The organism is Cupriavidus sp. FW305-26 (genome assembly GCF_058787975.1).
Genome location: NZ_JBYTAH010000022.1, coordinates 51439 through 72353, shown reverse-complemented (window position 1 = coordinate 72353; position 20915 = coordinate 51439). Strand labels below are relative to the sequence as shown.

The following is a 20915-nucleotide window of genomic DNA, read 5'->3' as shown; positions in this document are numbered from 1 at the left end:
CGTGAGTTCGCCACTTCAAAGATTTACAAAGTTTTGCAACTGCAACCAGTTTTTCCTGCGCCACCGGCTTGTCAGGCAAACAGGTATGATGGCTAGGCCGAGTGGATGAGTGCGCACAATTGTAGTGCTTTCAGCGCTCTTGCGACGCATAGTGGTTTCAATCAGCGGCGGGATTTCTGCAATCGGGGCGCATGATTATAACTGCGTGCCTAGCCGCAGCCCGCGATGTGCACTCTAGTGCATTAGGTGCCACGGCGTCTTGGTCCGGAGCACTTCCTGAGTCGCTATCGGTCACCGCGGTTGCACAATCCGGCACAATGCTCCCCTGCGCCGATTTGGCGGTTCGACGCTTTCATGACACGTATCCAACTTTCGTAATGCTCATGCAAATTGACTCTTCGATCTTTAAGGCCTATGACATTCGTGGCGTCGTTGGCAAGACGCTGACGCGTGAGGTTGCCCGCTTCATCGGCCTTTCCTTCGGCACCGCCGCCGCAGACCTGGGCGAAAAATCCATCGCCGTAGGCCGCGACGGCCGCCTCTCCGGCCCCGACCTAATCTCCGGCCTGGTAGAAGGCCTGCGCGCCGCCGGCCTGGACGTGATCGACATCGGCATGGTCGCCACCCCGATGGTCTACTTCGCCACCAACATCGAGATCGACGGCGTCCGCCCGACCTCCGGCATCATGGTCACCGGCAGCCACAACCCGCCGGACTACAACGGTTTCAAGATGGTGCTGGCCGGCAAGGCGATCTATGGCGAGCAGATCCAGGCGCTGCGCCAGCGGATCGAAGCCGGCCAGTTCAGCAGCGGTGCCGGCACCTACAAGCAAGTCGATGTGCGCCAAAAGTACCTCGACCGCATCATCGGCGACGTCAAGCTGGCCCGTCCGATGAAGATTGCCCTGGATGCCGGCAACGGCGTGGCCGGCGCCTTCGTGGGTGACCTGTTCCGTGGCCTGGGCTGCGAGGTGACTGAGCTGTTCTGCGACGTGGACGGCAATTTCCCGAACCACCACCCTGATCCCGCACATATCGAGAATCTGCAGGATCTGATGAAGGCCCTGCGCGAGACGGACTGCGAGCTTGGCCTGGCCTTCGACGGTGACGGCGACCGCCTTGGCGTGGTGACCAAGGACGGTCAGGTGATTTTCCCGGACAGGCAACTGATGCTGTTCGCTGAAGAGATCCTGTCGCGTAATCCGGGCGCGCAGGTTATTTACGACGTGAAATGCACCGGCAAACTGGCCCCCTGGATCCGCGAGCACGGCGGTGAGCCGCTGATGTGGAAGACCGGCCATTCGCTGGTCAAGGCCAAGCTGAAGGAAACGGGCGCGCCGATCGCGGGCGAGATGAGCGGCCACGTGTTTTTCAAGGATCGCTGGTACGGTTTTGACGATGGCCTGTACACGGGCGCGCGCCTGCTGGAGATCCTGTCGCGCCACGCGGATCCGAGCGCGGTGCTGAACGCGCTGCCGAATGCCAACAACACGCCGGAACTGCAGCTCAAGTGTGCCGAGGGTGAGCCGTTCACGCTGCTGGACCAGATCAAGGCGAACGCGAAGTTCGAAGGGGCGCGTGAGGTGATCACCATCGATGGCGTGCGCGTGGAGTATGCCGATGGCTTTGGCCTGGCACGCCCGTCCAACACCACCCCGGTGGTGGTGATGCGTTTCGAGGCGGATAACGACGCCGCGCTGGCGCGTATCCAGGCGGAGTTCAAGCGCGTGATCCTGGCAGAGAAGCCGGATGCTCAGCTCCCGTTCTGAGCGCGCGACGGTGCCGGCGGCATCATCGGACGCGGCCGGTGTGGCGCAGCCCACGCCGGCCGCGGTGCCTTTCATACTGCCGGAACGGCCGCGCATCCTGCTGGTCAAGGTGTCGTCGCTCGGTGACGTGGTGCACAACATGCCGCTGGTGCATGATCTGCGCGCGCGCTGGCCGGGCGCCGAGATCGACTGGGTGGTGGAAGAGGGCTATGTCGAGCTTGTCCGTCTGTTGCCGGAGGTGCGCCGGGTAATTCCGTTTGCGCTGCGGCGCTGGCGCAAGCGCATCCTGCAGGGCGGCACCTGGCGCGAGGTGGGCGAGGTGCGTGACGCGCTGCGCCAGGAGCGCTATGACGCGGTGATCGAGAGCCAGGGTTTGCTCAAGACCGCGGTGGTTGCGCGCGTGGCCGCGCGGGCGCCCGGTGCGCCGATTATCGGGCTGGGCAATGCCACGCAGGGCTCCGGCTATGAGCCGGCGGCGCGGCTGCTATACACCGATCCGGTGCGTGTGCCGCGCCAGACGCATTCGGTGCGGCGCTCGCGCTTGCTGGGCGCTGCGCTGACTGGGCTTGTGCCGGCGGAGCCGCCGCAGTTTTTCGGGCCTGCCGCGCAGTCGCTGCATGTGGACGATCCGCTGTGGGGCGATCTGCCTGCGCGCTATGCCGTGTGCTTCCATGCGACCGCTGGCGCGCGCAAGAAATGGGCGGTGCAGAACTGGCATGCGCTGGGCAGGCGGCTGGCGGATGAGGGGCTGGTGATGTTGCTGCCGTGGGGCAATGACAAGGAACGCCAGGCTGCCGAAGAGATCGCTGCCGGTGTGCCTCAGGCGAGGGTGTTGCCGCGATTCTCGGTGATGCAGGGTTTCGGGCTGATCAACCGGGCCGAGGTGGTGATCGGGGTCGATACGGGCCTGGTCCATATCGCCGCGGCATTGTGCCGGCCGACGGTAGAGATCTATACGGCCACGTGGCGCTGGAAGACTGAGGGCTACTGGTCCGGGCGCATCGCCAATGTCGGTGACGACGGCGTGGTGCCATCGGTCGATGAGGTCTACGACGCGGCTTGCCGCGTGCGCGGAGTGGCTGCCTGATGCTGCGTTTGCTCTATAGCATGTTGTGGGTGGTGGTGCTGCCGCTGGCGCTGCTGCGCCTGGCCTGGCGTGCGCGCAAGGAGCCGGGCTACTTGCAGCATGTCGGCGAACGCCTGGGTATATATGGCAGCCTGCCCCGGAAAGGTCCATGGCTATGGGTCCACGCCGTGTCGGTGGGCGAGACCCGCGCCGCGCAGCCGCTGATCGAGGCGCTGCTCGGCGCCTATCCGCACCACCGCCTGCTGCTGACGCACATGACGCCGACCGGCCGCCAGACCGGTGCGCAGCTGTTCGGCAAGGAGCCGCGCATCCTGCAGTGCTACCTGCCGTATGACCTGCCATGGCTGGTGGGGTGTTTCATGCGGTACTTCCGGCCGCAGGCGGGCATGCTGATGGAGACGGAGGTGTGGCCCAACCTGGTGCGCGGCGCGCGCAAGGCCGGAGTGCCGTTGTTCCTGGTCAATGCGCGCCTGTCGCCGCGCAGCTTCCGGCGCACGGCGCGGTTTGGGCGTGCTGCGGCGGTCATGTATGGGGATTTTGCGGGCGTGCTGGCGCAGACGGCGGGTGATGCCGAGCGCTTTCAGGCGTTGGGCGTGCCGGCGGTGCAGATAACCGGCAACCTGAAGTTCGATATGCAGCCGGCGCCGGCAGGCGTTGCGCTGGGCGAGCAGTTGCGCAAGGTCATTGGCACGCGTGCGGTGCTGGCAGCCGCCAGCACGCGCGAGGGAGAGGAGCCGATGTTGCTCGACGCGTTCTCCCGTTGGCAATCACTGGCGGGCGATGTCCCGCGTCCCGCTCTGCTGCTGATCCCCCGTCACCCGCAACGCTTCGATGAAGTCGCCGCGATGGCGGCGCGTGCGGGGTTCTCGGTCGAGCGCCGGAGTGCACTGGATCTTGACGGCATCCAGTCGCCGCTGACTGCCGATATCGTGCTGGGCGATTCGATGGGCGAGATGGCGATGTACTTTGCTGCGTCGGATCTTGCCTTTATCGGTGGCAGCCTGTTGCCGTTGGGGGGACAGAACCTGATCGAGGCCTGCGCGGTCGGCACGCCGGTGCTGGTCGGTCCGCATACCTTCAACTTTGCGCAGGCGACGGAAGACGCGATTGCCGCGGGCGCTTGCCTGCGCGTCGACAATGCCGATGCGCTGATGCGCACCGCAGCAATCGTGCTGGCCGATCCGGCCCGTCTGGCCGATATGCGCGCGCATGCGCAGACCTTTGCGGGTCTGCATCGGGGCGCCACCGTGCGCACCCTCGCTGCGCTGGCCCCGGCGCTGGAAGGCTGATCCGGCGCTTACCCTGGTGCCTTGACCAGGGCATCCCACTGCAAGGCAAGCCGTTCCAGCGTGAAATGGCTTGCCTTGTGGCGGCCACTGGCGCCAAGGCGGCTCGCCAGTTCCGGTTGGCGGATCACCGCCAGCAGCGCCTTGGCCAGCGCATCGGCGTCATCCGCGGCAACCACCAGCGCATCCTGCCCCGGGGTGAGCAGTTCGCGGGGTCCGGTCTCGCAATCGGTTGATACGATCGGCAGGCCAAAGGCCATCGCTTCGATCAGCACCAGCCCGAATCCCTCATAGCGCGAACTCAGGCAGAAGACCGATGCACGCCCGTAGGCCTGCGCCGGATCCTGGCAGATGCCCGGCAGGCTGGCCCGGCCTTGCAGTTGCAACTGGCCGACCAGTGCAGTGAGGGCAGCGCGCGCTTCGCCTTCGCCGTGGATGACCAGTTGCCATTCCGGTTCCGCTTCCACCACCTTCTGCCAGGCGCGCAGCAAGACATCGAAACCTTTCGCCGGGACCAGCCGGCCCATGGCCAGCACGGTCTTCTGCATGCGTGGCGCGGGTTCGGCCGGCATCGGAAATGGCAACGGATTCGGCAGGCAGACTACCTCGCTGCGCGGCCGCAGTGCCTCAAGCCAGCGGCGGCGGTCCCGTTCTGTCAGCACGACCACCTGCCGGCAGAACTGCGCGGCCAGCCGACGTGCCACCTTGCGCGCCGGTTTGCCGAGATCCTCGTCGAAGTGGCAATGCTCCCACGCGATATGGTGCAGGCCCAGGCCGAGGGTGGCAGGCAGCACGAAGAGTTCGAGCATGGTGTCGACCTGTACCAGCACATCGATGCGATGCGCGGTGCAGTGCCTGCGGATGCCGGCGACCGTGGCGAAATAGGCGCGTTTGAAGGAGGGCCGTTGCGCGAACAGCGCTTCATGGCGCACGCGTGGATGCAGAGGGAACCGGCTGGCAGCATCCCAGAGGCTCAGGATCGTGACACGATGGCCAAGATCGGCCAGCGCATTGGCGATCGTTGCGGTCATCCGCTCCGCGCCGGCCATCGCATTCAAGGTACCGGTCAGGAAGCAGATGTTGCGTCGTGAGTCCTGGCTCAACTGGCCGCCCGCGCGGGCAATGCGTCCTTGCGCGCAACCACATAGGCAAAGCAAACGGCCATGATCAGGCTGTAGAAGGCATTGACCAGGGTCGTGGCGAACATGACCTCGGTCAGGCCGAACACCATGAAGCCGCAGCACAGGGCCAGGCCCATGGCGCTGGCAACCTGCGTGCCCCGGTCGGCATTGCCAAGATGGCGCAGGAAGAAGGCGGCCGGTACCAGATACAGAGCAAGGATTGCCAATAGGCCCGGGATGCCGAGTGTGGCCGTAGCATGCAGGAGTTCGTTGTGTGAATGCGGCATGCTGGCAGCGAGTGGGGAGATCTCATGCTGCGCCGCAAGCGTCTGCAGGGTCCGCTCGAAGTTCTCCGGCCCCACGCCGGTCCAGGGATGGGCCTGCACCATCTGGAGCGATTCTCGCCACAGCTGTAGCCGTATACCGATCGACGTGTCCAGTGTTACATGGTGATCAAATTGAGACAGTTCGGATACAACCTCTGTCGTGCGCTGCTGCACCCAGGCGCTGCCGAACCAGGTGAGGGTCATAAGACCGGCCAGTCCTGCGAGGGCGGCGGCCTTGTGTAGGCGAGTCAATCTGCGAGATGCTGCCAACGCAATGATCGCCAGCACCGGGATGGCGAGCCAGCCGCCACGCGTGCCACTCATGTATGAGGCGTACAGGCCGGCAAAGCCGGCCAGCAGCTTCAGGCCCGATTGCAAATAGTCCCTGCGCCGATCCCATCCAATTGAAATCAGGGCGAGTATTCCCATCAGCATGGAAAGATTGCTAAGGGGAATGATATTGGAAGACCCTACGTGAACTGGGCGACCGGCAGCTGTCGCCTCGTGGATCCAGGCCGCGGAAAGGAGTGCACAGACCACGAAACCCCACTGCACGCTCCGCATCCCACCCCTGCCAAGCCGTACCATCCCAAAAACCAACGGAATGAACAAGGCAAAGCGCAGGTAAAGGTAAGAAACATGCGGCTCCTCCGCCCCCGACAGCAGTTGCTGCAACAGCACTGCCAGCGGTAACGCCGCCATGGCCAGCATGAAGAACCAGTACCTGCGCAGCAGCTCCCCACATTCCGCCCGGCCCGCGCGCCCGCCGGCAACGAGAGTGATGGCGCTCCAGCCGAGCAGGAGTCCGTAGCAGAGGTTGCTAACCGTCGGCTTGACAAACATCAGCGCAGGGAACGCTGCCAGAACGGCACAGGCGGCCAGGTACAGAGCTTTGTCGACCCCATACGATTGGGATCTCTGCAATCTCGTCATCAAGAGCATGGAGAGAGGTTTCCGGAGGAAGGGTTGTGCACTCGGGATGCGGGCCGATCCATCCTTCTTATTATTTTGTCGCCGCCTGTTGGGCAGCGGAGCCTGTCGGTCACATTGCTGCGCCGGGCGAGGCAATTATATCGGATGGTCAGGGTGGGATTTCTTGATGTTTCGCATCCTAGCCCGCCGAACCGGTTGGGACGTTACAGAATGTATGTGATTCAATCGATGCTTCACCGGCGCTTTGGCGCAACCGCCTTGCTAAACTGATGTATCAGTAGGGTGCACTTTTCGGCATGCCCTTTGTCAGATCTGTCGATTGCATCCATGCGGCCGTCTTGAGCGGCCTGTTACAGGAGTCCTTCATGCACAGCCGTACCAGCCTGTTCTCCTTCTCCCTGGCTGCCCGCAGCGCGGCCGCCTTGCTGGTGGCAGCCATGCTCGGGGCCTGCACGACCGCGCCGGCGCCTGACCTCCCCTCCGCCGGCACCAACCTCAACCAGACCCAACCCTCCGGCCCCAGCCGCTGGGAACTGGTGCGCTGGCAGCAGCCCGACGGCGCGCAGCGCGATATCCCGCACGGCGACTACGGCCAGCCCATCATTTTTGAGTTCAATGAGGGCATCGATGCCGCGCAGGGCACGGTCAGCGGTACCAGTGGCTGCAACCGCTTTACCGGCAGCTATGGCAAGACCGATACCGGCATCCGCTTCGACCGCATCGCCGGCACGCGCATGGCTTGCCCGCCGCCGCGCATGGAACTGGAATCGGCGTTGCTCAAGGCGATGCAGACGCCGTTTGCCACGGTCGGCACGCAGCCGTCGGCGGGCAGCACGGGCCGGCAGATCATCTGGAAGACTGCCGGCGGCGACCTGCTGCAGTTTGTCGAGCGCGAAGGCGTGGGCAGGCGCGGTGCGAGCGTGGAGGCCGGCGGCGTGGAGAAGGTGGTCTATATCGATTCGCAGCGCGTGGAGTGCCCGGGCGTGGGCAAGATGACGTGCTACCGCTGGCGCGAATCGCCGGAGGCGCCGTGGCAGCTCTGGTATGGCCCGATCGAGGGGCTGGACTTTGAGCCGGGCGTGGCCTATACGCTGCGAGTGCGCGAGTACCAGGTGCCGAACCCGCCGGCGGATGCGTCGTCGATCCGCTGGCAGCTGCTGAAGGTGGAGTCGCGTACGCGGGCGAAGTAGTGCGACGCCATTCACGCAAACGGGCCGCAGTTGCGGCCCGTTTTGCTTTGCGGCGTGCTGCGGAGGATCAGGAGCGCGGTGCGCCGGCAGGCGTGGCTTCGCGCCGCGTGCCGGGGCGCTCGACCGAGGCGCGCGGGTTTGCCGGGGCCCTGGCGCCGGCCTGGGCGGGCGCGGGCAGCTTGTACAGCGCGCCCGGCGAAGAGGTCAGCAGGGTGTTGATCTGCACCACATCGGCTTCCTGCAGCACGCCAGTGGAGGCCTTCAGCCTCAGGCCGTTCATGATGGTGTCGTAGCGGGCCTTGGCCAGGTCGCGCCGGGTCGAAAACAGTTGCGCTTCGGCGTTGAGCACGTCGATATTGATGCGCACGCCCACTTCATAGCCGAGCTGGTTGGATTCCACCGCACTGGTGGCCGAGCGTTCGGCGGCTTCCAGGGCCTTGACCTGGGCCAGGCCGTTGGACACGCCGGAGTAGGTCTGGCGGGCCGTCTGCGCGGCGCTGCGGCGCGCGAATTCCAGGTCGCTGGCGGCCTTGTCGGCCAGGGCCAGGGTCTCGCGCACGCGCGACTGGATCTGGCCGCCGGCGAAGATCGGCATGGTCAGCTGCACGCCGATCTGCGAGGCGTTGTAATGGGTGGAGATCGCCTGCGTGGCGCTGCCGGTCTGGTTGGTGAAGCCGTACGAGGCCACCAGGTCGACCGAGGGCAGGTGGCCGGCCTTGGCCTTGTTGGTCTCGCGCTGGGCGGTTTCCAGGTTGTAGCTGGCCAGGTTCACCTGCAGGTTGCTGGTCTCTGCCTGCGCGGCCCAGGCGTTGACGTCGGGCGGCTGCGGGCCGGGGATGGGTGCCTCGGGGCGCAGGCCCAGCACTTCGTCGACGGGCTTGCCGGTGATCTGCTGCAGCGTGGCGCGCTTGATCTCAAGGTCGCTCTGCGCGGCGATTTCGGTCGAGGTGGCCAGGTCGTAGCGGGCCTGGGCGTCGTTGGTGTCGGTGATGGTGGCGGTGCCGACTTCGAAATTGCGCTTGGCCTGCTCCAGCTGCTCGGAGATGGCCTTCTTCTGCGCGCGTGCCAGGTAGAGGTTGTCCTGTGCCGCCAGCACGTCGAAGTAGGCCTGCGCGCTGCGCGTGATCAGGTCGAGCTCGGCCTGGTGGAAGCTGACTTCACCGGCCAGCGACGCCAGTTCGCCCTGCTTGTAGGTTTCCCAGCGGTCCCAGCGGAACAGCGGCTGGCTCAGTTGCAGCTGCCAGTTGTTGTTGTTGAAGAAGCGCGTGCCGGAGGCGCTGGCCCCGGCGCCGACCGGCAGCGAAGCGGTCTGGTCGAGCTTGGTGCGGTTGGCGCCCGCGGTGCCGACCACCTGCGGCAGCAGCCCGGCACGGCCCTGGGGCAGCCGCTCGCGCGTGGCCAGCAGCTGCGAGCGCGCGCTGGCAAACTGCGCGTCATTGGCTTGCGCATCGCGATAGACCTGCAGCAGGTCGGCCGCGCTTGCCGGTGCCGCCGGCGTCATGGCCAGCAGCGGGGCAAGCAGGGAAACCGCGATCGCCAGGCGTGTCCGGATCACTCCGGGCAGGGCGTTGGGCGCAAACGTCATGAAAGCTCCAGGTTGCCGGGCGCGGGCCGCGGCTACAGTCGATTCTTCTTGGTGTTGCTGTGCTGGACTGCCGCTTCAGTACTTCGGCATGGCCGGGTCGACATCGCTGGCCCAGGCGTCGACGCCGCCGGTCAGGTTGTAGACCTTGCCGTAGCCCTGGCGCTCCAGGTAGGCCGCCACCTGCATGCTGCGTGCGCCGTGGTGGCAGATGCAGACGATGTCGGCGTCTTCGTCGAGTTCGGCCGCGCGCGCGGGGATGTCCCGCATCGGGATGTGGGTGATGCCGGGCATGGCGCAGGTCTGCACCTCCCAGCCTTCACGCACGTCGAGCAGGACCGGTCTGGCGCGGCTGGCATCGGCCAGCCACTGGGCCAGTTCGGTCGCTTTGATGACCTGCATGGTGGATCCGTCCTCAGAACTGGAATTGCGACGGCCGGGCCGCGCCCTGCAGGGGCTTGACCGCGGTTTCGAACAGGTTGACGACCTGGTATTCGGTCTCGGACACGCGTGTGACCAGGCGCGCTTCCATTACCGGCAGTTCGCCGATGAAGGCGGCGATGCGGCCGCCCACCTTGACCTGCGACAGGATCGACTGCGGAATCGCCGGCAGCGAGCCCGAGATGCAGATCACGTCGTAGGGCGCGGCGGCGCTCCAGCCGTCGGCGGCGTTGCCTTCGGCCACGTCGACGTTGGTGACGCCCGCGTTGGCCAGGTTGGTGCGGGCCAGCTCGACCAGCTCGGGCACGATGTCCACGGTCAGCACGTGGCGCGCGCGGTTGGCCAGCAGGGCGGCCATGTAGCCGGAGCCGGCGCCGATTTCCAGCACGTTCTCATGCTTGCGCACGGCCAGGTCCTGCAGGATGCGGGCTTCCACGCGCGGCGCCAGCATGTTCTGCCCGGCGGGCAGCGGAATCTCCATGTCGACGAACGCCAGCGAGGCGTACGCGGCCGGGACGAACTGCTCCCGCTTGACTACCGCCAGCAGGTCCAGGATTTCCTGGTCCAGCACGTCCCACGGGCGGATTTGCTGTTCGATCATGTTGAATCGGGCTTTTTCGAGATCCATCTTGCCATTCCTTACCAATGCCAACCGCTGTCGGTCTGTGCGCCGGCCGCGCGGTGCCACGGCCGGACAGTCTTATCAAACCCTTTATTTTAACCTTGCAGACGCCGCCAGGCTCATTCCGCGCTGGCCTCCGCCGGGGCCGGGCGATCCGGTGCCGCTTGCCGGCCGGGCGCGGGCTGCGCGTGCGCTGCGGGCTCGCTGGCGGGCTTGCCTTGCCACAGCCGGCGCAGCCAGGCGCCGAAATCATCAAGATACGTATAGATCACCGGCACCACCACCAGCGTCAGGATCGACGAGGTAATGATCCCGCCGATCACGGTCTGGCCCATCGGCGCGCGCTGCTCGGCGCCTTCGCCCAGGCTGAAGGCCAGCGGCACCATGCCGAAGATCATCGCCAGCGTGGTCATCAGGATGGGGCGCAGCCGCACGCGCGCGGCCTCCACCAGCGCCGCCTCGCGCGACAGCGGCTGGCGGCCGTCGCCAACTCCACCCTGGTCCACATGGCCCTGGCGCGCCTGGTTGGCGAAGTCCACCAGCAGGATTGCGTTCTTGGTCACCAGCCCCATCAGCATGATGAAGCCGATGATCGAGAACATGTTCAGCGTCGAGCGGAACAGCAGCAGCGCCGCGAACACGCCGACCAGCGTCAGCGGCAGCGAGGTCATGATGGCGATCGGCTGGAAGAAGCTGGCGAACTGCGAGGCCAGGATCATGTAGATGAAGATCACCGCCAGCGCCAGCGCCGACACGGCGTAGCCGAAGGACTCGTTCATCGACTTGGTCGACCCGCCAAAGCGGTACTTGTAGCCGGCCGGCCAGTTCATGCCGTCCAGCGCGGCCTTGACGTCGCGCGCGACTTCGCCGGCCGAGCGCCCGGCCACGTTGGCGGTCAGCTCGACCTCGCGGTTCAGGTCGCGCCGGCTGATCTGGTTGGCGCCGGTGGTCGGCGCCAGCTCGGCGATCTGGCGCAGCGGCACCATCCTGGGCGAGCCGTCGGCGTTGGTCTGGCTGCTGGCGATCATCAGCGCGCTCAGGTCGGCCATGCCGGTGCGCGCGTCCCTGGGCAGGCGCACGCGCACGTCGTAGTTCTCGTCATCGGGCGCGCGCCATGAGCTGATGGCGTCGCCGGCCAGCAGCGGGCGCAGGGCATTGCCGATCTGCGCCACGCCCACGCCCAGGTCCGAGGCCAGCTCGCGCCGGATGCGCACCTCGATGGTGGGGCGGTCGTCCTTCATGCTCGAATCCAGGTCGGCCAGGCCGCGGATCGCCTTCATGCGCGTGCCGGCTTCCCTGGACAGGCGCCGCAGTTCGTCCAGGTCATCGCCCTGGATCGATACCTGGATCGCCTTCTGGCCGCCGGCGCCGTCGGGCATGCCCACCATCGTCAGCGTGATGCCGGCAATGCCCGCCAGGCGCTGCCGGATCAGCGGGTTGAGCTGCGCGGTGGACAGCTGGCGCGAGCGCCGCTCGGTCAGGCGCACCGACACCAGCGCATTGTTGCGGCCCGAGGCATTGCCCGAGTTGATGGTGGCGTAGGTGTAGGCCACTTCGGGGAACGATTTGAGCGCGGCTTCCACCTGCCGCACCTTGGCTTCGGTGACTTCGATCGAGGTGCCGACCGGCGTGGTGAAGCCCACCTGGGTCTCGCCCAGGTCGGCATTGGGCACGAATTCCGTGCCGATCAGCGGCACCAGCGCAAAGCTGCCGAAGAAGGTTACCGCGGCGATGATGGCGGTGGCCAGCCGGTGCTTCAGCGCCCAGCCCAGCATGCCGGCGTAGCCGTTGCCAAGCTTGTCCATCTTTGCCGAGAACCAGTCCAGCAACCGCCCCACCGTGCGCCCGTACCAGCTCTTCTTGTTGCCGGTGCCGTGCAGGTCCGGGTCATGCCAGACCGACGACAGCATCGGGTCCAGCGTGAACGAGACGAACATCGAGATCAGCACCGCCGCCACCACGGTGATGCCGAACTGGTGGAAGAAGCGCCCGATGATGCCGCCCATGAAGCCCACCGGCAGGAACACCGCCACGATCGAGAAGGTGGTGGCCAGCACCGCCAGCCCAATCTCGTTGGTGCCGTCCAGCGCCGCGCTGCGGTGGTCCTTGCCCATCAGGTTGTGGCGCACGATGTTCTCGCGCACCACGATGGCATCGTCGATCAGCAGGCCCACGCACAGCGACAGCGCCATCAGCGTGATCACGTTGAGCGTGAAGCCGCACATATACATCACGCCGAAGGTGCCGATCAGCGCGATCGGCAGCGTCAGGCCGGTGATCACCGTGCTGCGCCAGGAGCCCAGGAACAGGAATACGATCGCCACCGTCAGGAAGGCGCCTTCCAGCAGCGTCGATCGCACCTCCTTGACGCTGCTGCGGATGCCGCGCGCGGTGTCGTTGACCACATTCAGCTGCACCCCGGCCGGCACCAGCTTGCGTGTTTCCTCGGTCATGCGCACCAGGCCGTCGACGGTATCGACCGTGTTCTGTCCCCGCGCCTTCACCACCGACAGGAACAGGGCGCGCTTGCCGTCCAGCAGCGCCAGGCTTTCCTGCTCTTCCTGGCCGTCGCGCACATCGGCAATCTCGCCCAGCGTGACCGGCTGTCCGGCGCGGCGCGCGACGATGATCTGGCGGAACGCGTCGGGGGTGGGCACGCGGCCCTTGATCTGCACCACCGTTTCCGTGGCCGAGGAACGCAGCTCGCCCGCGGGCAGTTCCTGGTTCTCGTTGCGGATGGCGTTCATGACCTGGTCCACGCCGATCCCCAGCGCCTCGAGCTGCGCCGGCCGGATGCGGATCTCGACCTCGCGCTTGGTGCCGCCCACGATATTGATGGCGCCCACGCCGCGCACCGTCTCCAGCCGCTTGCGCACGATCTGGTCGGCGATGGTGGTCAGCTCGCGCTGGCTGCGGGTGGCGCCCGGTGCGTTGGAGACCGAGAGATAGAAGATCGGCGCATCGGACGGGTCATAGCGCAGCACGCGCGGCTCTTTCACCTCGTCGCGGAACTGCGGGCGGATCAGCGCGATCTTGTCGCGTACGTCCTGCGCGGCCTGGCCGACGTCGACGCTCAGGTCGAACTTGATGACGACGACCGAAGTGCCCTGGTACGAATGCGAGAAGATCTCGTCGATGCCGGAGATGGTGTTGACGATCTCCTCGACCTTGCGCGTGACGTCGGACTCCACCGACTCCGGCGCGGCGCCGGGATATTCCGTCTGCACCACCACCACCGGGAAGGTGATGTCGGGGAACTGGTCGACCGGCAGCCGCTGGTAAGAGAACAGCCCCACCACGATGAAGGCCATCATCATCATGGTGGCCAGCACCGGGTTGCGGATCGACAGGCGCGTGAACCACATGGCGCGGGCCCTTATGCCTTGACGCGCTTGACCTGGCTGCCGCTGCGCAGCGTGCCGAGGTTGTTGCGGACGATCTCGGTGCCCGCGTCCAGCCCCGAGACGATCTCCACCATGCCGCTGGCCTCGTCGCGGATGCCAAGCTGCACCGGGCGCTCGGCCAGGGTGTCCTTGTCGATGGCATAGACAAAGGCGCGCTCGCCTTCCGTGCGCACCGCCGAGGACGGCACCGCCACTACGCCGGCACGCTCGCCCAGCACCAGCGCGCCGCGCGCGAACATGCCGGCGCGCAGCGTCTGGTCTGCATTCTCGACGCGGATATAGACCATGATGCTGCGCGTGCCCTGGCTGACTGCCGGGTTGATGCGCACCAGCTTGCCGGTGAAGCGGCCGGCGCCTTCCACGTCCAGCGCCACCGGCTGGCCGACCGCGGCGCGCGCCACGTCCGCCATCGGAATCGGCGCTTCCAGTTCCAGCACGCGCAGGTCGACCACGTCGACCAGGCGCGTATCCGGCGAGACCTTCTCGCCCGGCTGCACCGTGCGCGCGGCCACCATGCCGTCGAGCGGGGCCTTGACCACGGTGTCGGCCAGCGCCTTCTGCGCCACCGCCAGGCCGCCCTGGGCCGCGTCAAGGTTGGCGCGGGCAACGTCCAGGTCGGCCTGGTACTTGTCGAACGCGGTCCTGGAGATAAAGCCCTTGCCGACCAGCTCGCGGTTGCGCTCCCAGGTCTGGCGCGAGTTCTCGAACTGCCCGCGCGTGGCCAGCATCTGGCCGCGCGCCTGCGCTACCCTGGCCTCGTACTCGGTGGGATCGATGCGCACGATCACCTGGCCGGCGCGCACCGGCTCGCCCTCACGTACCAGCACCGCCTTGACCTCGCCGGAGACCTTGGCCTTGACCGAGGCCTGGTTCAGCGCACGCAGGCTGCCCGACAGCGGCAGCGACACCCGCAGGTCCTGGCGCGCCACGCTGACCAGGTCGGTCTGCAGGAATTCCACCACGTTGACGGCGGCCTGGGCCGGCGCCTGCGGCTGACGCGCGCTGCCGGCCTTGCGCACGGCGACCGTGGCGGTCAGCGCGATGGCGATGCAGGCGGCGGTGATCAGCAGGGTCTTGCGCTTCATGTTCAGGGGCCGGGTCGCGGCGCAGGGGGATCGGGCTCGGCGTCGGCTTCCATGGCGGCGGCGCGTTGCGCCAGCATGTCGTCGCGGATGCGTTCCCAGATATAGGGGCCGGTCTGCGGCGGCAGCGGGCGATTGCGGGCATCGCCGGTGGTGAGCCCGAACAGCAGCGTGTCCAGCAGGCCGTCCAGGAAGGCCTCGGGGTCGATGTCCTTCTCGGCGGTGGCGCGCAGCGCGCGCTGCCACAGCATCAGGAACACCAGCGGCGCACAGACCAGCGTCGTGGTGGGGTTGGCCGGCATCGCGCGGAATTCGCCGCGCGCCACGCCGCGGGCCAGCACCTTGGCGAACAACTCGTCGCCCGGCATCATCACTTCCTGGTTATAGAAACGGGCGATGTCCGGGAAGTTGGCCGACTCGGCCATGATCAGCTTGGTCAGCCCCGCCACCGGCGTGGCGCCGATCAGGCCCCACCAGCCGCGCAGCAGCTCGCGCAACAGCTCGGGCGTGCTGCCGTCGTAGGCGTCGACCAGGTCCGAGCCGCGCGCCAGTGCCGGCACCAGGTTCTCGCGCACCACCGACTTGAACAGCTCTTCCTTGTTGGCAAAGTAAAGATAGACCGTGCCCTTGGACACGCCGGCCGCCGCGGCCACGTCTTCCAGCCGCGTGGCCGCATACCCGCGCTCAACGAAGAGGTCGAGCGCGGCCGCCACCAGCTCTTGCGGGCGGGCGGCCTTGCGCCGGCTCCAGCGCGGGGTGTCGGCGTCCTTGTGCGGATCGGCGGGCGTTTTCACGGATGTCTTGCGGGTGCTGCGGGGCACGTGGGGGCGGCTCAGAAAGTTAATAACTTGTGGGTCAGTAATGTAGATGAGCGCCATGAGGGGGTCAAGCGCAGGCCGGCGACCCTCGGGAACACACCGAGGCGGCACTGAGGCTGATTTGCCGCGTGTGGCTTGTTGTCCGCTTTTTCCGGCGGCGCCCGGGCGCGGTTTACGGCGTTTTCCTTTTCTTACAGGACGACAGCGGCCCTTCGGGCACAATGTCCGTTTTGTGCCGGCCGCTTTGCGGCTGTCCATTGCACATCCTGAACCATCGTCATGAGCTGCCGGTCAGACCTTTCCTGCCGCGCGGGCTGCGGCGCCTGCTGCATCGCCCCGTCGATTGCCTCGCCGCTACCCGGCATGCCCGCCGGCAAGCCGGCGGGCGAGCCGTGCGCGCAGCTGCTGCCGGATATGCGCTGCGCGGTATTCGGCAGCCCGGACCGGCCTGCGTTCTGCGGCGGCCTGAAGCCGTCGGCCGAGATGTGCGGCGATTCGCGCGAAGCCGCGCTGCACTGGCTGACCCGGCTGGAAATCCTGACCGCGCCGCAGGCCGGGCCCGGGCGGCCCGGTCCGCTCGCATGACGCCTGGTACGCCACCTGACTATCCCGCAATCGGAGGCAATATGATCCGGACTTCCCGACGGCGCTGGCTTGCCGCGGCAGCCGCGGCCACGCTGGCCGTGGGCCTGGCCGCCTGCGGCGCCTTCCGCAACGAATACACCTTCTCGCAAAGCCAGCTGCAGGCGGCGCTGGAGCGCAAGTTTCCGTTCAACAAGCGCTATATGGAGTTGTTCGACATCCAGCTGACCAACCCGCAGCTGACGCTGGACCCGGCGCGCAACCGCGTCAACGTGCAGTTTGACGCCATGATCGACAACAAGCTGTTCTTCAGCCGGGCCCTGTCAGGGCGTTTTGCGCTGGACAGCGGCCTGCGCTATGACGAACCCACGCGCTCGGTGGTGCTGCAGGACCCCGAGGTGCAGCGCTTCGACGTGCAGGGCATGCCCGCGCAGTTTTCGCGCCAGCTCAACGCGCTGGGCGGCATCCTGGCCGAGCAGCTGCTGCAGGACTATCCGCTCTATACCTTCCGCGAAGACCAGCTGCGGGTTGCCGGCACGAATGTGGCACCCGGTACAATCACCGTTTTGCCAGACGGCATCAACGTCAAGATCAACCGCCCGTGACCGGGGCGCTCATACAACAATCCAGGCGGTCCGGCGCGCATGCCGGGCAACGCCCATGACCACGTTTCTCCGTTCCGCATGGAAATCGCACTTGCCCTGAAAGCCGTGATACTCGGCATCGTCGAAGGACTGACCGAGTTTCTCCCCATCTCCAGCACCGGCCACCTGATCCTGGCCGGCCAGCTGCTCGACTTCAACGACGAGAAGGGCAAGATCTTCGAAATCGTGATCCAGTTCGGCGCGATCCTGGCGGTATGCTGGGAATTCCGCGCGCGCATCGGCAACGTGGTGCGCGGCCTGCGCGCCGAGCCGCTCGCGCAACGCTTTGCCGCCAACGTGGTGATCGCCTCGGTGCCGGCCATCGTGCTGGCCTTTATCTTCGGCAAATGGATCAAGGCCCACCTGTTCAACCCGATCTCGGTGGCGCTGGCCTTTATCGTCGGCGGCGTGGTGATCCTGCTGGCCGAATGGCGCGACGCGCGCCGCGGCACGGTCTCGCATCCGCAGGGCAATGCGCTGCTGGAGGCCGCCAAGGCCGGCGCGCCGCGGATTGAATCGGTCGATGACCTGAACTGGCGCGATGCCCTCAAGGTCGGCCTGGCGCAATGCTTCGCGCTGGTGCCGGGCACCTCGCGCTCGGGCGCCACCATCATCGGCGGCATGCTGTTCGGGCTGTCGCGGCAGGTGGCCACCGAGTTCTCGTTCTTCCTGGCGATCCCGGTGATCTTCGGCGCCACCGTCTACGAGCTGTACAAGGCGCGCGCGCTGCTGAACGGGGACGACCTCGGCATCTTCGCGGTGGGCTTCGTCTTTGCCTTCCTGTCCGCCTTCCTGTGCGTGCGCTGGCTGCTGCGTTTCGTCGCCACGCATGATTTCAAGCCGTTTGCCTGGTACCGTATCGCCTTCGGCATCGTGGTGCTGTTGACCGCGTACTCCGGCCTGGTGTCCTGGCACGCCTGAGCGGGATTGCCGCAGGCAACAAAAAAGCGTGGCAGGTGCCACGCTTTTTTGTTTCTCCGTCGCCAGCGCTCAGGCGCGCTTGCGAAAGACCACGTCCCACACGCCATGCCCGAGGCGCACGCCGCGCCGCTCGAACTTGGTCACGGGCCGGTAATCGGGCCGCTCGGCAAATCCGTCCGCAGCGGTCGAGGTGTTCTCCAGCAACGGCTCTCCCGACAGCACTTCCAGCATCTGATGCGCGTACTCTTCCCAGTCGGTCGCGCAGTGGATATAGCCGCCCGGCTTCAGCCGCGCGGCCAGCACCTTCACCAGCGGCGGCTGCACCAGCCGGCGCTTGTTGTGGCGCTTCTTGTGCCAGGGGTCCGGGAAGTAGATATGCACGCCGTCCAGGCAGTCATCGGTCAGCATATGCGCGATCACCTCCACCGCATCGTGCTGGAGGATCCGCACATTGGCCAGGCCGCGCTCGTCGATCAGCTTGAGCAGCGCGCCCACGCCGGGCTCATGCACCTCGCAGCCCAGGAAGTTGTCTTGCGGCCGCAGGCCGGCGATATGCGCGGTGGTCTCACCCATGCCGAAGCCGATCTCAAGGATCGACGGCGCCTTGCGGCCAAATGTTGCCTCCCAGTCCAGTGGCTGCGGTGCGTACGGCACCATCATGCGCGGCCCGACTTCGTCGATGGCACGCTGCTGCCCGGTCGAGGTCCGCCCCGCGCGGCGCACGAACGAACGGATCCGGCGCGGATGCGCAACGCCTTCAGGATCGGCAGGAGAGGGGGCGGACGCTTGTCCGGCGCTGTCTACCGGCGCGGCGTCGTCAGCCGGCGTCGGTTCGGTGCTGGGGTCTTGGGGAAGCATGGCAACAAAAAAGCCGCCGGGCAGATCACCGTAATGGTGGCAAAGGCGGCTTGTCTCGACTGGAAGTGGAGCGGGCGATGGGAATCGAACCCACGTCTTTAGCTTGGGAAGCTAAGGTAATAGCCATTATACGACGCCCGCGAACCCGCGATTCTATGCGGATTTCTGGCGAGGACGCAAGCTGCCAGCTGCGGTACGGGCAAAATAAGTGCCTGTGCGAGCACTAACGTCCGGATCCGCTACCACGTAGAAATCGCCTGCGGCGTAAACACCGGCATCCCGATGCCAGCCGCCGCATCCGTCAACGGCTCGATTTCCACCGCGGGCCGCTCCGACCTTACCTGGCCGAAGATGGCCGCAAACGGTATGTCCGCGGCATCCCGGCCGGTGCCGATGCGAAGCAGGCCGGTGGGGATCGAGATGCCCGAAGGATCCAGCAGGTACCAGCGGTGCGACAGGTAGACCTCCACCACCGCGTGGAAATCCGGCCCGCCCATGTCTGCGTCCGCGCCGTAGTCGAGGCTGCTGGACATGCGTGCCGGGATGCTCAGCGCGCGGCACAGGGCGATCATCAGGTGGGCGAAATCCCTGCAGACGCCGGTGCGTTCCACGATTGTGTCGGCAGCCGAGGTGCGTTCGTTGGTGGACCGCGACAGGAAGCGCACATGATTGCGCACCCACTCGCGGATGGCGTAGACGCGCACATAGCCCCGCAGCATGCCGCCGAACTCGCGGCTGGCGAATTCCATCAGGCGGTCGGATTCGCAGTAGCGGCTTGGTGCCAGGTAGGGCAGGACATCGAAGGGCAACTCGGCAACGGGCACTTCTGACAACCTGTCGCCGTCTTCCAGGTAGTGATCGATGTCGATGATCGCCTCATAGCGGATGCCGAGGGGGCCCTGGGGTGCGCGCAGCCTGAGCAGCCGGTTGGCCAGCACGGGATCGGTGTAGCGGGCGATCTCGAGGCCGGGCGGCAGCGTCAGCTGCTCCGAGACGACGGACTGCCGGGGCGTGCGGGCGGCTTCGATATTGAGCAGGAAGTCCGCCATGGGATCCATGACTTCATAGGACAGGCTTACTGCGTACCTGAGGCGGTTCATCGGGTGGTCAGCACTGGCTGGGGCCGTGGAAAGGCGGCCGGTTCCCTGGGGCCGGAAATGGCGGTGCATCCATTGCCAGTGTAGTGCGGCAGCCAGACCGTGACCTGTCAGCGGCGCCGCGCGCGTGCCGGCGGCGCGCCGGTGTCCTGCCTTGTCACCGCTTCGAGGGCTTCGCGCAACCGGATCACGGCGGGCGGCGCCTCGATCTGCGCCGGGGTGATGAAGACCAGCCGGCCCGATGCAAACGGGGTGCGCAGCCGCACTTCCCGCACCATCGACATGGCCTGGTAGTGGGACAGCGCCGTGGCCGGCGCCACCGTCAGGAAGCCGCCCGCGGCGGTCATGGCCAGGTTGCTGTGGAACGAGGCCGATTCGATATGCGGAACGGGCGGCAGCTGGCCGGCGTCGAGGAATGGCTGCTCGAACACGTCGCGCGTGTGGGTGCCGCGCGGCGGCAGGATCCAGGGACCTTCATGCAGGTCCGCCAGCGCGACCTCGCGGCGCCGCGCCAGCGCGTGGGCGGGGGCGCAGACCACGGCCAGGTATTCATCGCGCAGCGGGGTGATGTGGACCCTGGCCTTGAGCTGGTCGGTGTCGTCTTTCTGCAGCCGGCCCACGATGCAGTCGAGTTCGCCTTCGCAGAGCATTGCGGTCAGGCCGCCGACGCTATGTTCGCGCACTGCCAGCCGCGGCAGCGCGTCCTGGGCCCGCAGCAGCGCGACCGCCTGCGGCAGCACGTCCACGCCCACCAGCGGCAGCATGCCCAGCCGGACCAGCGGCACTTCCGGGCGCGCCTGCAGCGCCTCGCCGGCGGCGTCGATCACGCCCAGCACCACGCGCAGCCGCTCCAGCGCGCGTTCGCCCGCGGCACTCAGCCGTCCGCCGCGCGTGGTGCGTTCGATCAGCCTGCAGCCGAAGGCGTACTCCAGTTCCTGCAGCATCTTGGTGACGGCGGGCTGGCTGATATGCAGCGCTTCGCCGGCCGCGGTCAGCGAGCCGCTGCGCGCCACCAGGTCGAGCAGGCGCAGGTGCCGGATGCGCAGCCGGTCAATCCGGTTGGGAGACGGCGTGGCGGCGCTGGCGCGCGTAGGGGAGGCGGGACTCATAACAAAATGTGATGGTTCCATCAAGACTGGATAATTGTTTCGA

General features: G+C 66.7%; 18 protein-coding genes and 1 tRNA gene. 7 read left to right on the top strand and 12 right to left on the bottom strand.

The window, feature by feature from the left end:
* Nucleotides 1-383: 383 nt before the first annotated feature.
* The 3 genes from AC3WQZ_RS14640 to waaA are packed head-to-tail and all read left to right on the top strand — an operon-like array spanning nucleotide 384 to nucleotide 4145.
* Nucleotides 384-1769, top strand: coding sequence for a phosphomannomutase/phosphoglucomutase (locus AC3WQZ_RS14640; protein ID WP_010813792.1), 1386 nt, complete (start codon nucleotides 384-386; stop codon nucleotides 1767-1769).
* Nucleotides 1750-2856: a lipopolysaccharide heptosyltransferase I gene (gene waaC / locus AC3WQZ_RS14635; RefSeq protein ID WP_010813791.1), complete on the top strand. Its 1107-nt coding sequence runs from the start codon at nucleotides 1750-1752 to the stop codon at nucleotides 2854-2856. The genes AC3WQZ_RS14640 and waaC overlap by 20 nt, the downstream gene beginning before the upstream one ends.
* Nucleotides 2856-4145 (top strand): lipid IV(A) 3-deoxy-D-manno-octulosonic acid transferase, encoded by a 1290-nt coding sequence (gene waaA, locus AC3WQZ_RS14630; RefSeq protein ID WP_010813790.1) that lies wholly within the window; start codon nucleotides 2856-2858, stop codon nucleotides 4143-4145. The genes waaC and waaA overlap by 1 nt, the downstream gene beginning before the upstream one ends.
* 8 nt (nucleotides 4146-4153) lie before the next feature.
* Here waaA and AC3WQZ_RS14625 read toward each other — a convergent pair whose 3' ends face one another.
* A complete protein-coding gene (locus AC3WQZ_RS14625) occupies nucleotides 4154-5245 on the bottom strand; it encodes a glycosyltransferase family 4 protein (protein ID WP_037023568.1) in 1092 nt (363 codons plus the stop codon).
* Nucleotides 5242-6531, bottom strand: a complete 1290-nt coding sequence (locus AC3WQZ_RS14620; protein WP_492300784.1) for an O-antigen ligase family protein — start codon at nucleotides 6529-6531, stop codon at nucleotides 5242-5244. Before AC3WQZ_RS14620 ends, AC3WQZ_RS14625 begins: the two co-directional genes overlap by 4 nt.
* Before the next feature lie 356 nt (nucleotides 6532-6887).
* Here AC3WQZ_RS14620 and AC3WQZ_RS14615 point away from each other — a divergent pair, with 356 nt between their 5' ends.
* Nucleotides 6888-7712, top strand: coding sequence for an META and DUF4377 domain-containing protein (locus AC3WQZ_RS14615; RefSeq protein ID WP_492300782.1), 825 nt, complete (start codon nucleotides 6888-6890; stop codon nucleotides 7710-7712).
* Nucleotides 7713-7779: 67 nt separating this feature from the next.
* Here AC3WQZ_RS14615 and AC3WQZ_RS14610 read toward each other — a convergent pair whose 3' ends face one another.
* From AC3WQZ_RS14610 to AC3WQZ_RS14585, 6 genes are all read right to left on the bottom strand, one after another.
* Nucleotides 7780-9297 (bottom strand): TolC family outer membrane protein, encoded by a 1518-nt coding sequence (locus tag AC3WQZ_RS14610; protein WP_492300781.1) that lies wholly within the window; start codon nucleotides 9295-9297, stop codon nucleotides 7780-7782.
* Between the two features lie 75 nt (nucleotides 9298-9372).
* Nucleotides 9373-9696, bottom strand: a complete 324-nt coding sequence (locus tag AC3WQZ_RS14605) for a rhodanese-like domain-containing protein (protein WP_492292790.1) — start codon at nucleotides 9694-9696, stop codon at nucleotides 9373-9375.
* 13 nt (nucleotides 9697-9709) lie between these two features.
* Nucleotides 9710-10363, bottom strand: a complete 654-nt coding sequence (locus AC3WQZ_RS14600) for a protein-L-isoaspartate O-methyltransferase family protein (protein ID WP_010813784.1) — start codon at nucleotides 10361-10363, stop codon at nucleotides 9710-9712.
* A 113-nt stretch (nucleotides 10364-10476) separates the two neighbouring features.
* Nucleotides 10477-13722 carry an efflux RND transporter permease subunit gene (locus tag AC3WQZ_RS14595; protein WP_492300779.1) on the bottom strand — a complete coding sequence of 1082 codons (3246 nt, stop codon included), beginning with the start codon at nucleotides 13720-13722 and terminating at the stop codon, nucleotides 10477-10479.
* 11 nt (nucleotides 13723-13733) lie between these two features.
* Complete coding sequence (locus AC3WQZ_RS14590; protein ID WP_010813782.1) at nucleotides 13734-14846, bottom strand: efflux RND transporter periplasmic adaptor subunit; 1113 nt, start codon at nucleotides 14844-14846, stop codon at nucleotides 13734-13736.
* Between the two features lie 2 nt (nucleotides 14847-14848).
* Entirely contained in the window at nucleotides 14849-15664 is an 816-nt protein-coding gene (locus AC3WQZ_RS14585; protein ID WP_010813781.1) for a TetR/AcrR family transcriptional regulator, read from the bottom strand.
* Between the two features lie 276 nt (nucleotides 15665-15940).
* Here AC3WQZ_RS14585 and AC3WQZ_RS14580 point away from each other — a divergent pair, with 276 nt between their 5' ends.
* From AC3WQZ_RS14580 to AC3WQZ_RS14570, 3 genes are all read left to right on the top strand, one after another.
* Complete coding sequence (locus AC3WQZ_RS14580; protein WP_037023570.1) at nucleotides 15941-16246, top strand: hypothetical protein; 306 nt, start codon at nucleotides 15941-15943, stop codon at nucleotides 16244-16246.
* 41 nt (nucleotides 16247-16287) lie between these two features.
* Nucleotides 16288-16848 carry a DUF1439 domain-containing protein gene (locus AC3WQZ_RS14575; RefSeq protein ID WP_010813779.1) on the top strand — a complete coding sequence of 187 codons (561 nt, stop codon included), beginning with the start codon at nucleotides 16288-16290 and terminating at the stop codon, nucleotides 16846-16848.
* A gap of 78 nt (nucleotides 16849-16926) precedes the next feature.
* Nucleotides 16927-17808 carry an undecaprenyl-diphosphate phosphatase gene (locus AC3WQZ_RS14570; RefSeq protein ID WP_010813778.1) on the top strand — a complete coding sequence of 294 codons (882 nt, stop codon included), beginning with the start codon at nucleotides 16927-16929 and terminating at the stop codon, nucleotides 17806-17808.
* A gap of 69 nt (nucleotides 17809-17877) precedes the next feature.
* Here the strand turns inward: AC3WQZ_RS14570 and trmB are convergent, their stop codons facing one another.
* From trmB to AC3WQZ_RS14550, 4 genes are all read right to left on the bottom strand, one after another.
* Nucleotides 17878-18666, bottom strand: a complete 789-nt coding sequence (trmB, locus tag AC3WQZ_RS14565) for a tRNA (guanosine(46)-N7)-methyltransferase TrmB (protein ID WP_439670902.1) — start codon at nucleotides 18664-18666, stop codon at nucleotides 17878-17880.
* Between the two features lie 66 nt (nucleotides 18667-18732).
* Nucleotides 18733-18807 (bottom strand) — tRNA-Gly (locus tag AC3WQZ_RS14560).
* A gap of 98 nt (nucleotides 18808-18905) precedes the next feature.
* The gene (locus tag AC3WQZ_RS14555) at nucleotides 18906-19766 is read right to left on the bottom strand and encodes a transglutaminase-like domain-containing protein (RefSeq protein WP_492300777.1); all 861 of its coding nucleotides are present in this window, start codon (nucleotides 19764-19766) and stop codon (nucleotides 18906-18908) included.
* A gap of 107 nt (nucleotides 19767-19873) precedes the next feature.
* Complete coding sequence (locus AC3WQZ_RS14550; protein ID WP_454751186.1) at nucleotides 19874-20872, bottom strand: LysR family transcriptional regulator; 999 nt, start codon at nucleotides 20870-20872, stop codon at nucleotides 19874-19876.
* Between the last annotated feature and the right edge of the window lie 43 nt (nucleotides 20873-20915).

What these genes read in the sequence shown, in the direction of transcription:
- AC3WQZ_RS14610 (WP_492300781.1), bottom strand. Translation starts at nt 9,297, where the DNA reads ATGACGTTTGCGCCCAACGCCCTGCCCGGAGTGATCCGGACACGCCTG.
- AC3WQZ_RS14580 (WP_037023570.1), top strand. Translation starts at nt 15,941, where the DNA reads ATGAGCTGCCGGTCAGACCTTTCCTGCCGCGCGGGCTGCGGCGCCTGC.
- AC3WQZ_RS14640 (WP_010813792.1), top strand. Translation starts at nt 384, where the DNA reads ATGCAAATTGACTCTTCGATCTTTAAGGCCTATGACATTCGTGGCGTC.
- waaC (WP_010813791.1), top strand. Translation starts at nt 1,750, where the DNA reads ATGCTCAGCTCCCGTTCTGAGCGCGCGACGGTGCCGGCGGCATCATCG.
- AC3WQZ_RS14595 (WP_492300779.1), bottom strand. Translation starts at nt 13,722, where the DNA reads ATGTGGTTCACGCGCCTGTCGATCCGCAACCCGGTGCTGGCCACCATG.
- AC3WQZ_RS14555 (WP_492300777.1), bottom strand. Translation starts at nt 19,766, where the DNA reads ATGAACCGCCTCAGGTACGCAGTAAGCCTGTCCTATGAAGTCATGGAT.
- waaA (WP_010813790.1), top strand. Translation starts at nt 2,856, where the DNA reads ATGCTGCGTTTGCTCTATAGCATGTTGTGGGTGGTGGTGCTGCCGCTG.
- AC3WQZ_RS14605 (WP_492292790.1), bottom strand. Translation starts at nt 9,696, where the DNA reads ATGCAGGTCATCAAAGCGACCGAACTGGCCCAGTGGCTGGCCGATGCC.
- AC3WQZ_RS14550 (WP_454751186.1), bottom strand. Translation starts at nt 20,872, where the DNA reads ATGAGTCCCGCCTCCCCTACGCGCGCCAGCGCCGCCACGCCGTCTCCC.
- AC3WQZ_RS14575 (WP_010813779.1), top strand. Translation starts at nt 16,288, where the DNA reads ATGATCCGGACTTCCCGACGGCGCTGGCTTGCCGCGGCAGCCGCGGCC.
- AC3WQZ_RS14615 (WP_492300782.1), top strand. Translation starts at nt 6,888, where the DNA reads ATGCACAGCCGTACCAGCCTGTTCTCCTTCTCCCTGGCTGCCCGCAGC.
- AC3WQZ_RS14620 (WP_492300784.1), bottom strand. Translation starts at nt 6,531, where the DNA reads ATGCTCTTGATGACGAGATTGCAGAGATCCCAATCGTATGGGGTCGAC.
- AC3WQZ_RS14590 (WP_010813782.1), bottom strand. Translation starts at nt 14,846, where the DNA reads ATGAAGCGCAAGACCCTGCTGATCACCGCCGCCTGCATCGCCATCGCG.
- AC3WQZ_RS14570 (WP_010813778.1), top strand. Translation starts at nt 16,927, where the DNA reads ATGGAAATCGCACTTGCCCTGAAAGCCGTGATACTCGGCATCGTCGAA.
- AC3WQZ_RS14600 (WP_010813784.1), bottom strand. Translation starts at nt 10,363, where the DNA reads ATGGATCTCGAAAAAGCCCGATTCAACATGATCGAACAGCAAATCCGC.
- trmB (WP_439670902.1), bottom strand. Translation starts at nt 18,666, where the DNA reads ATGCTTCCCCAAGACCCCAGCACCGAACCGACGCCGGCTGACGACGCC.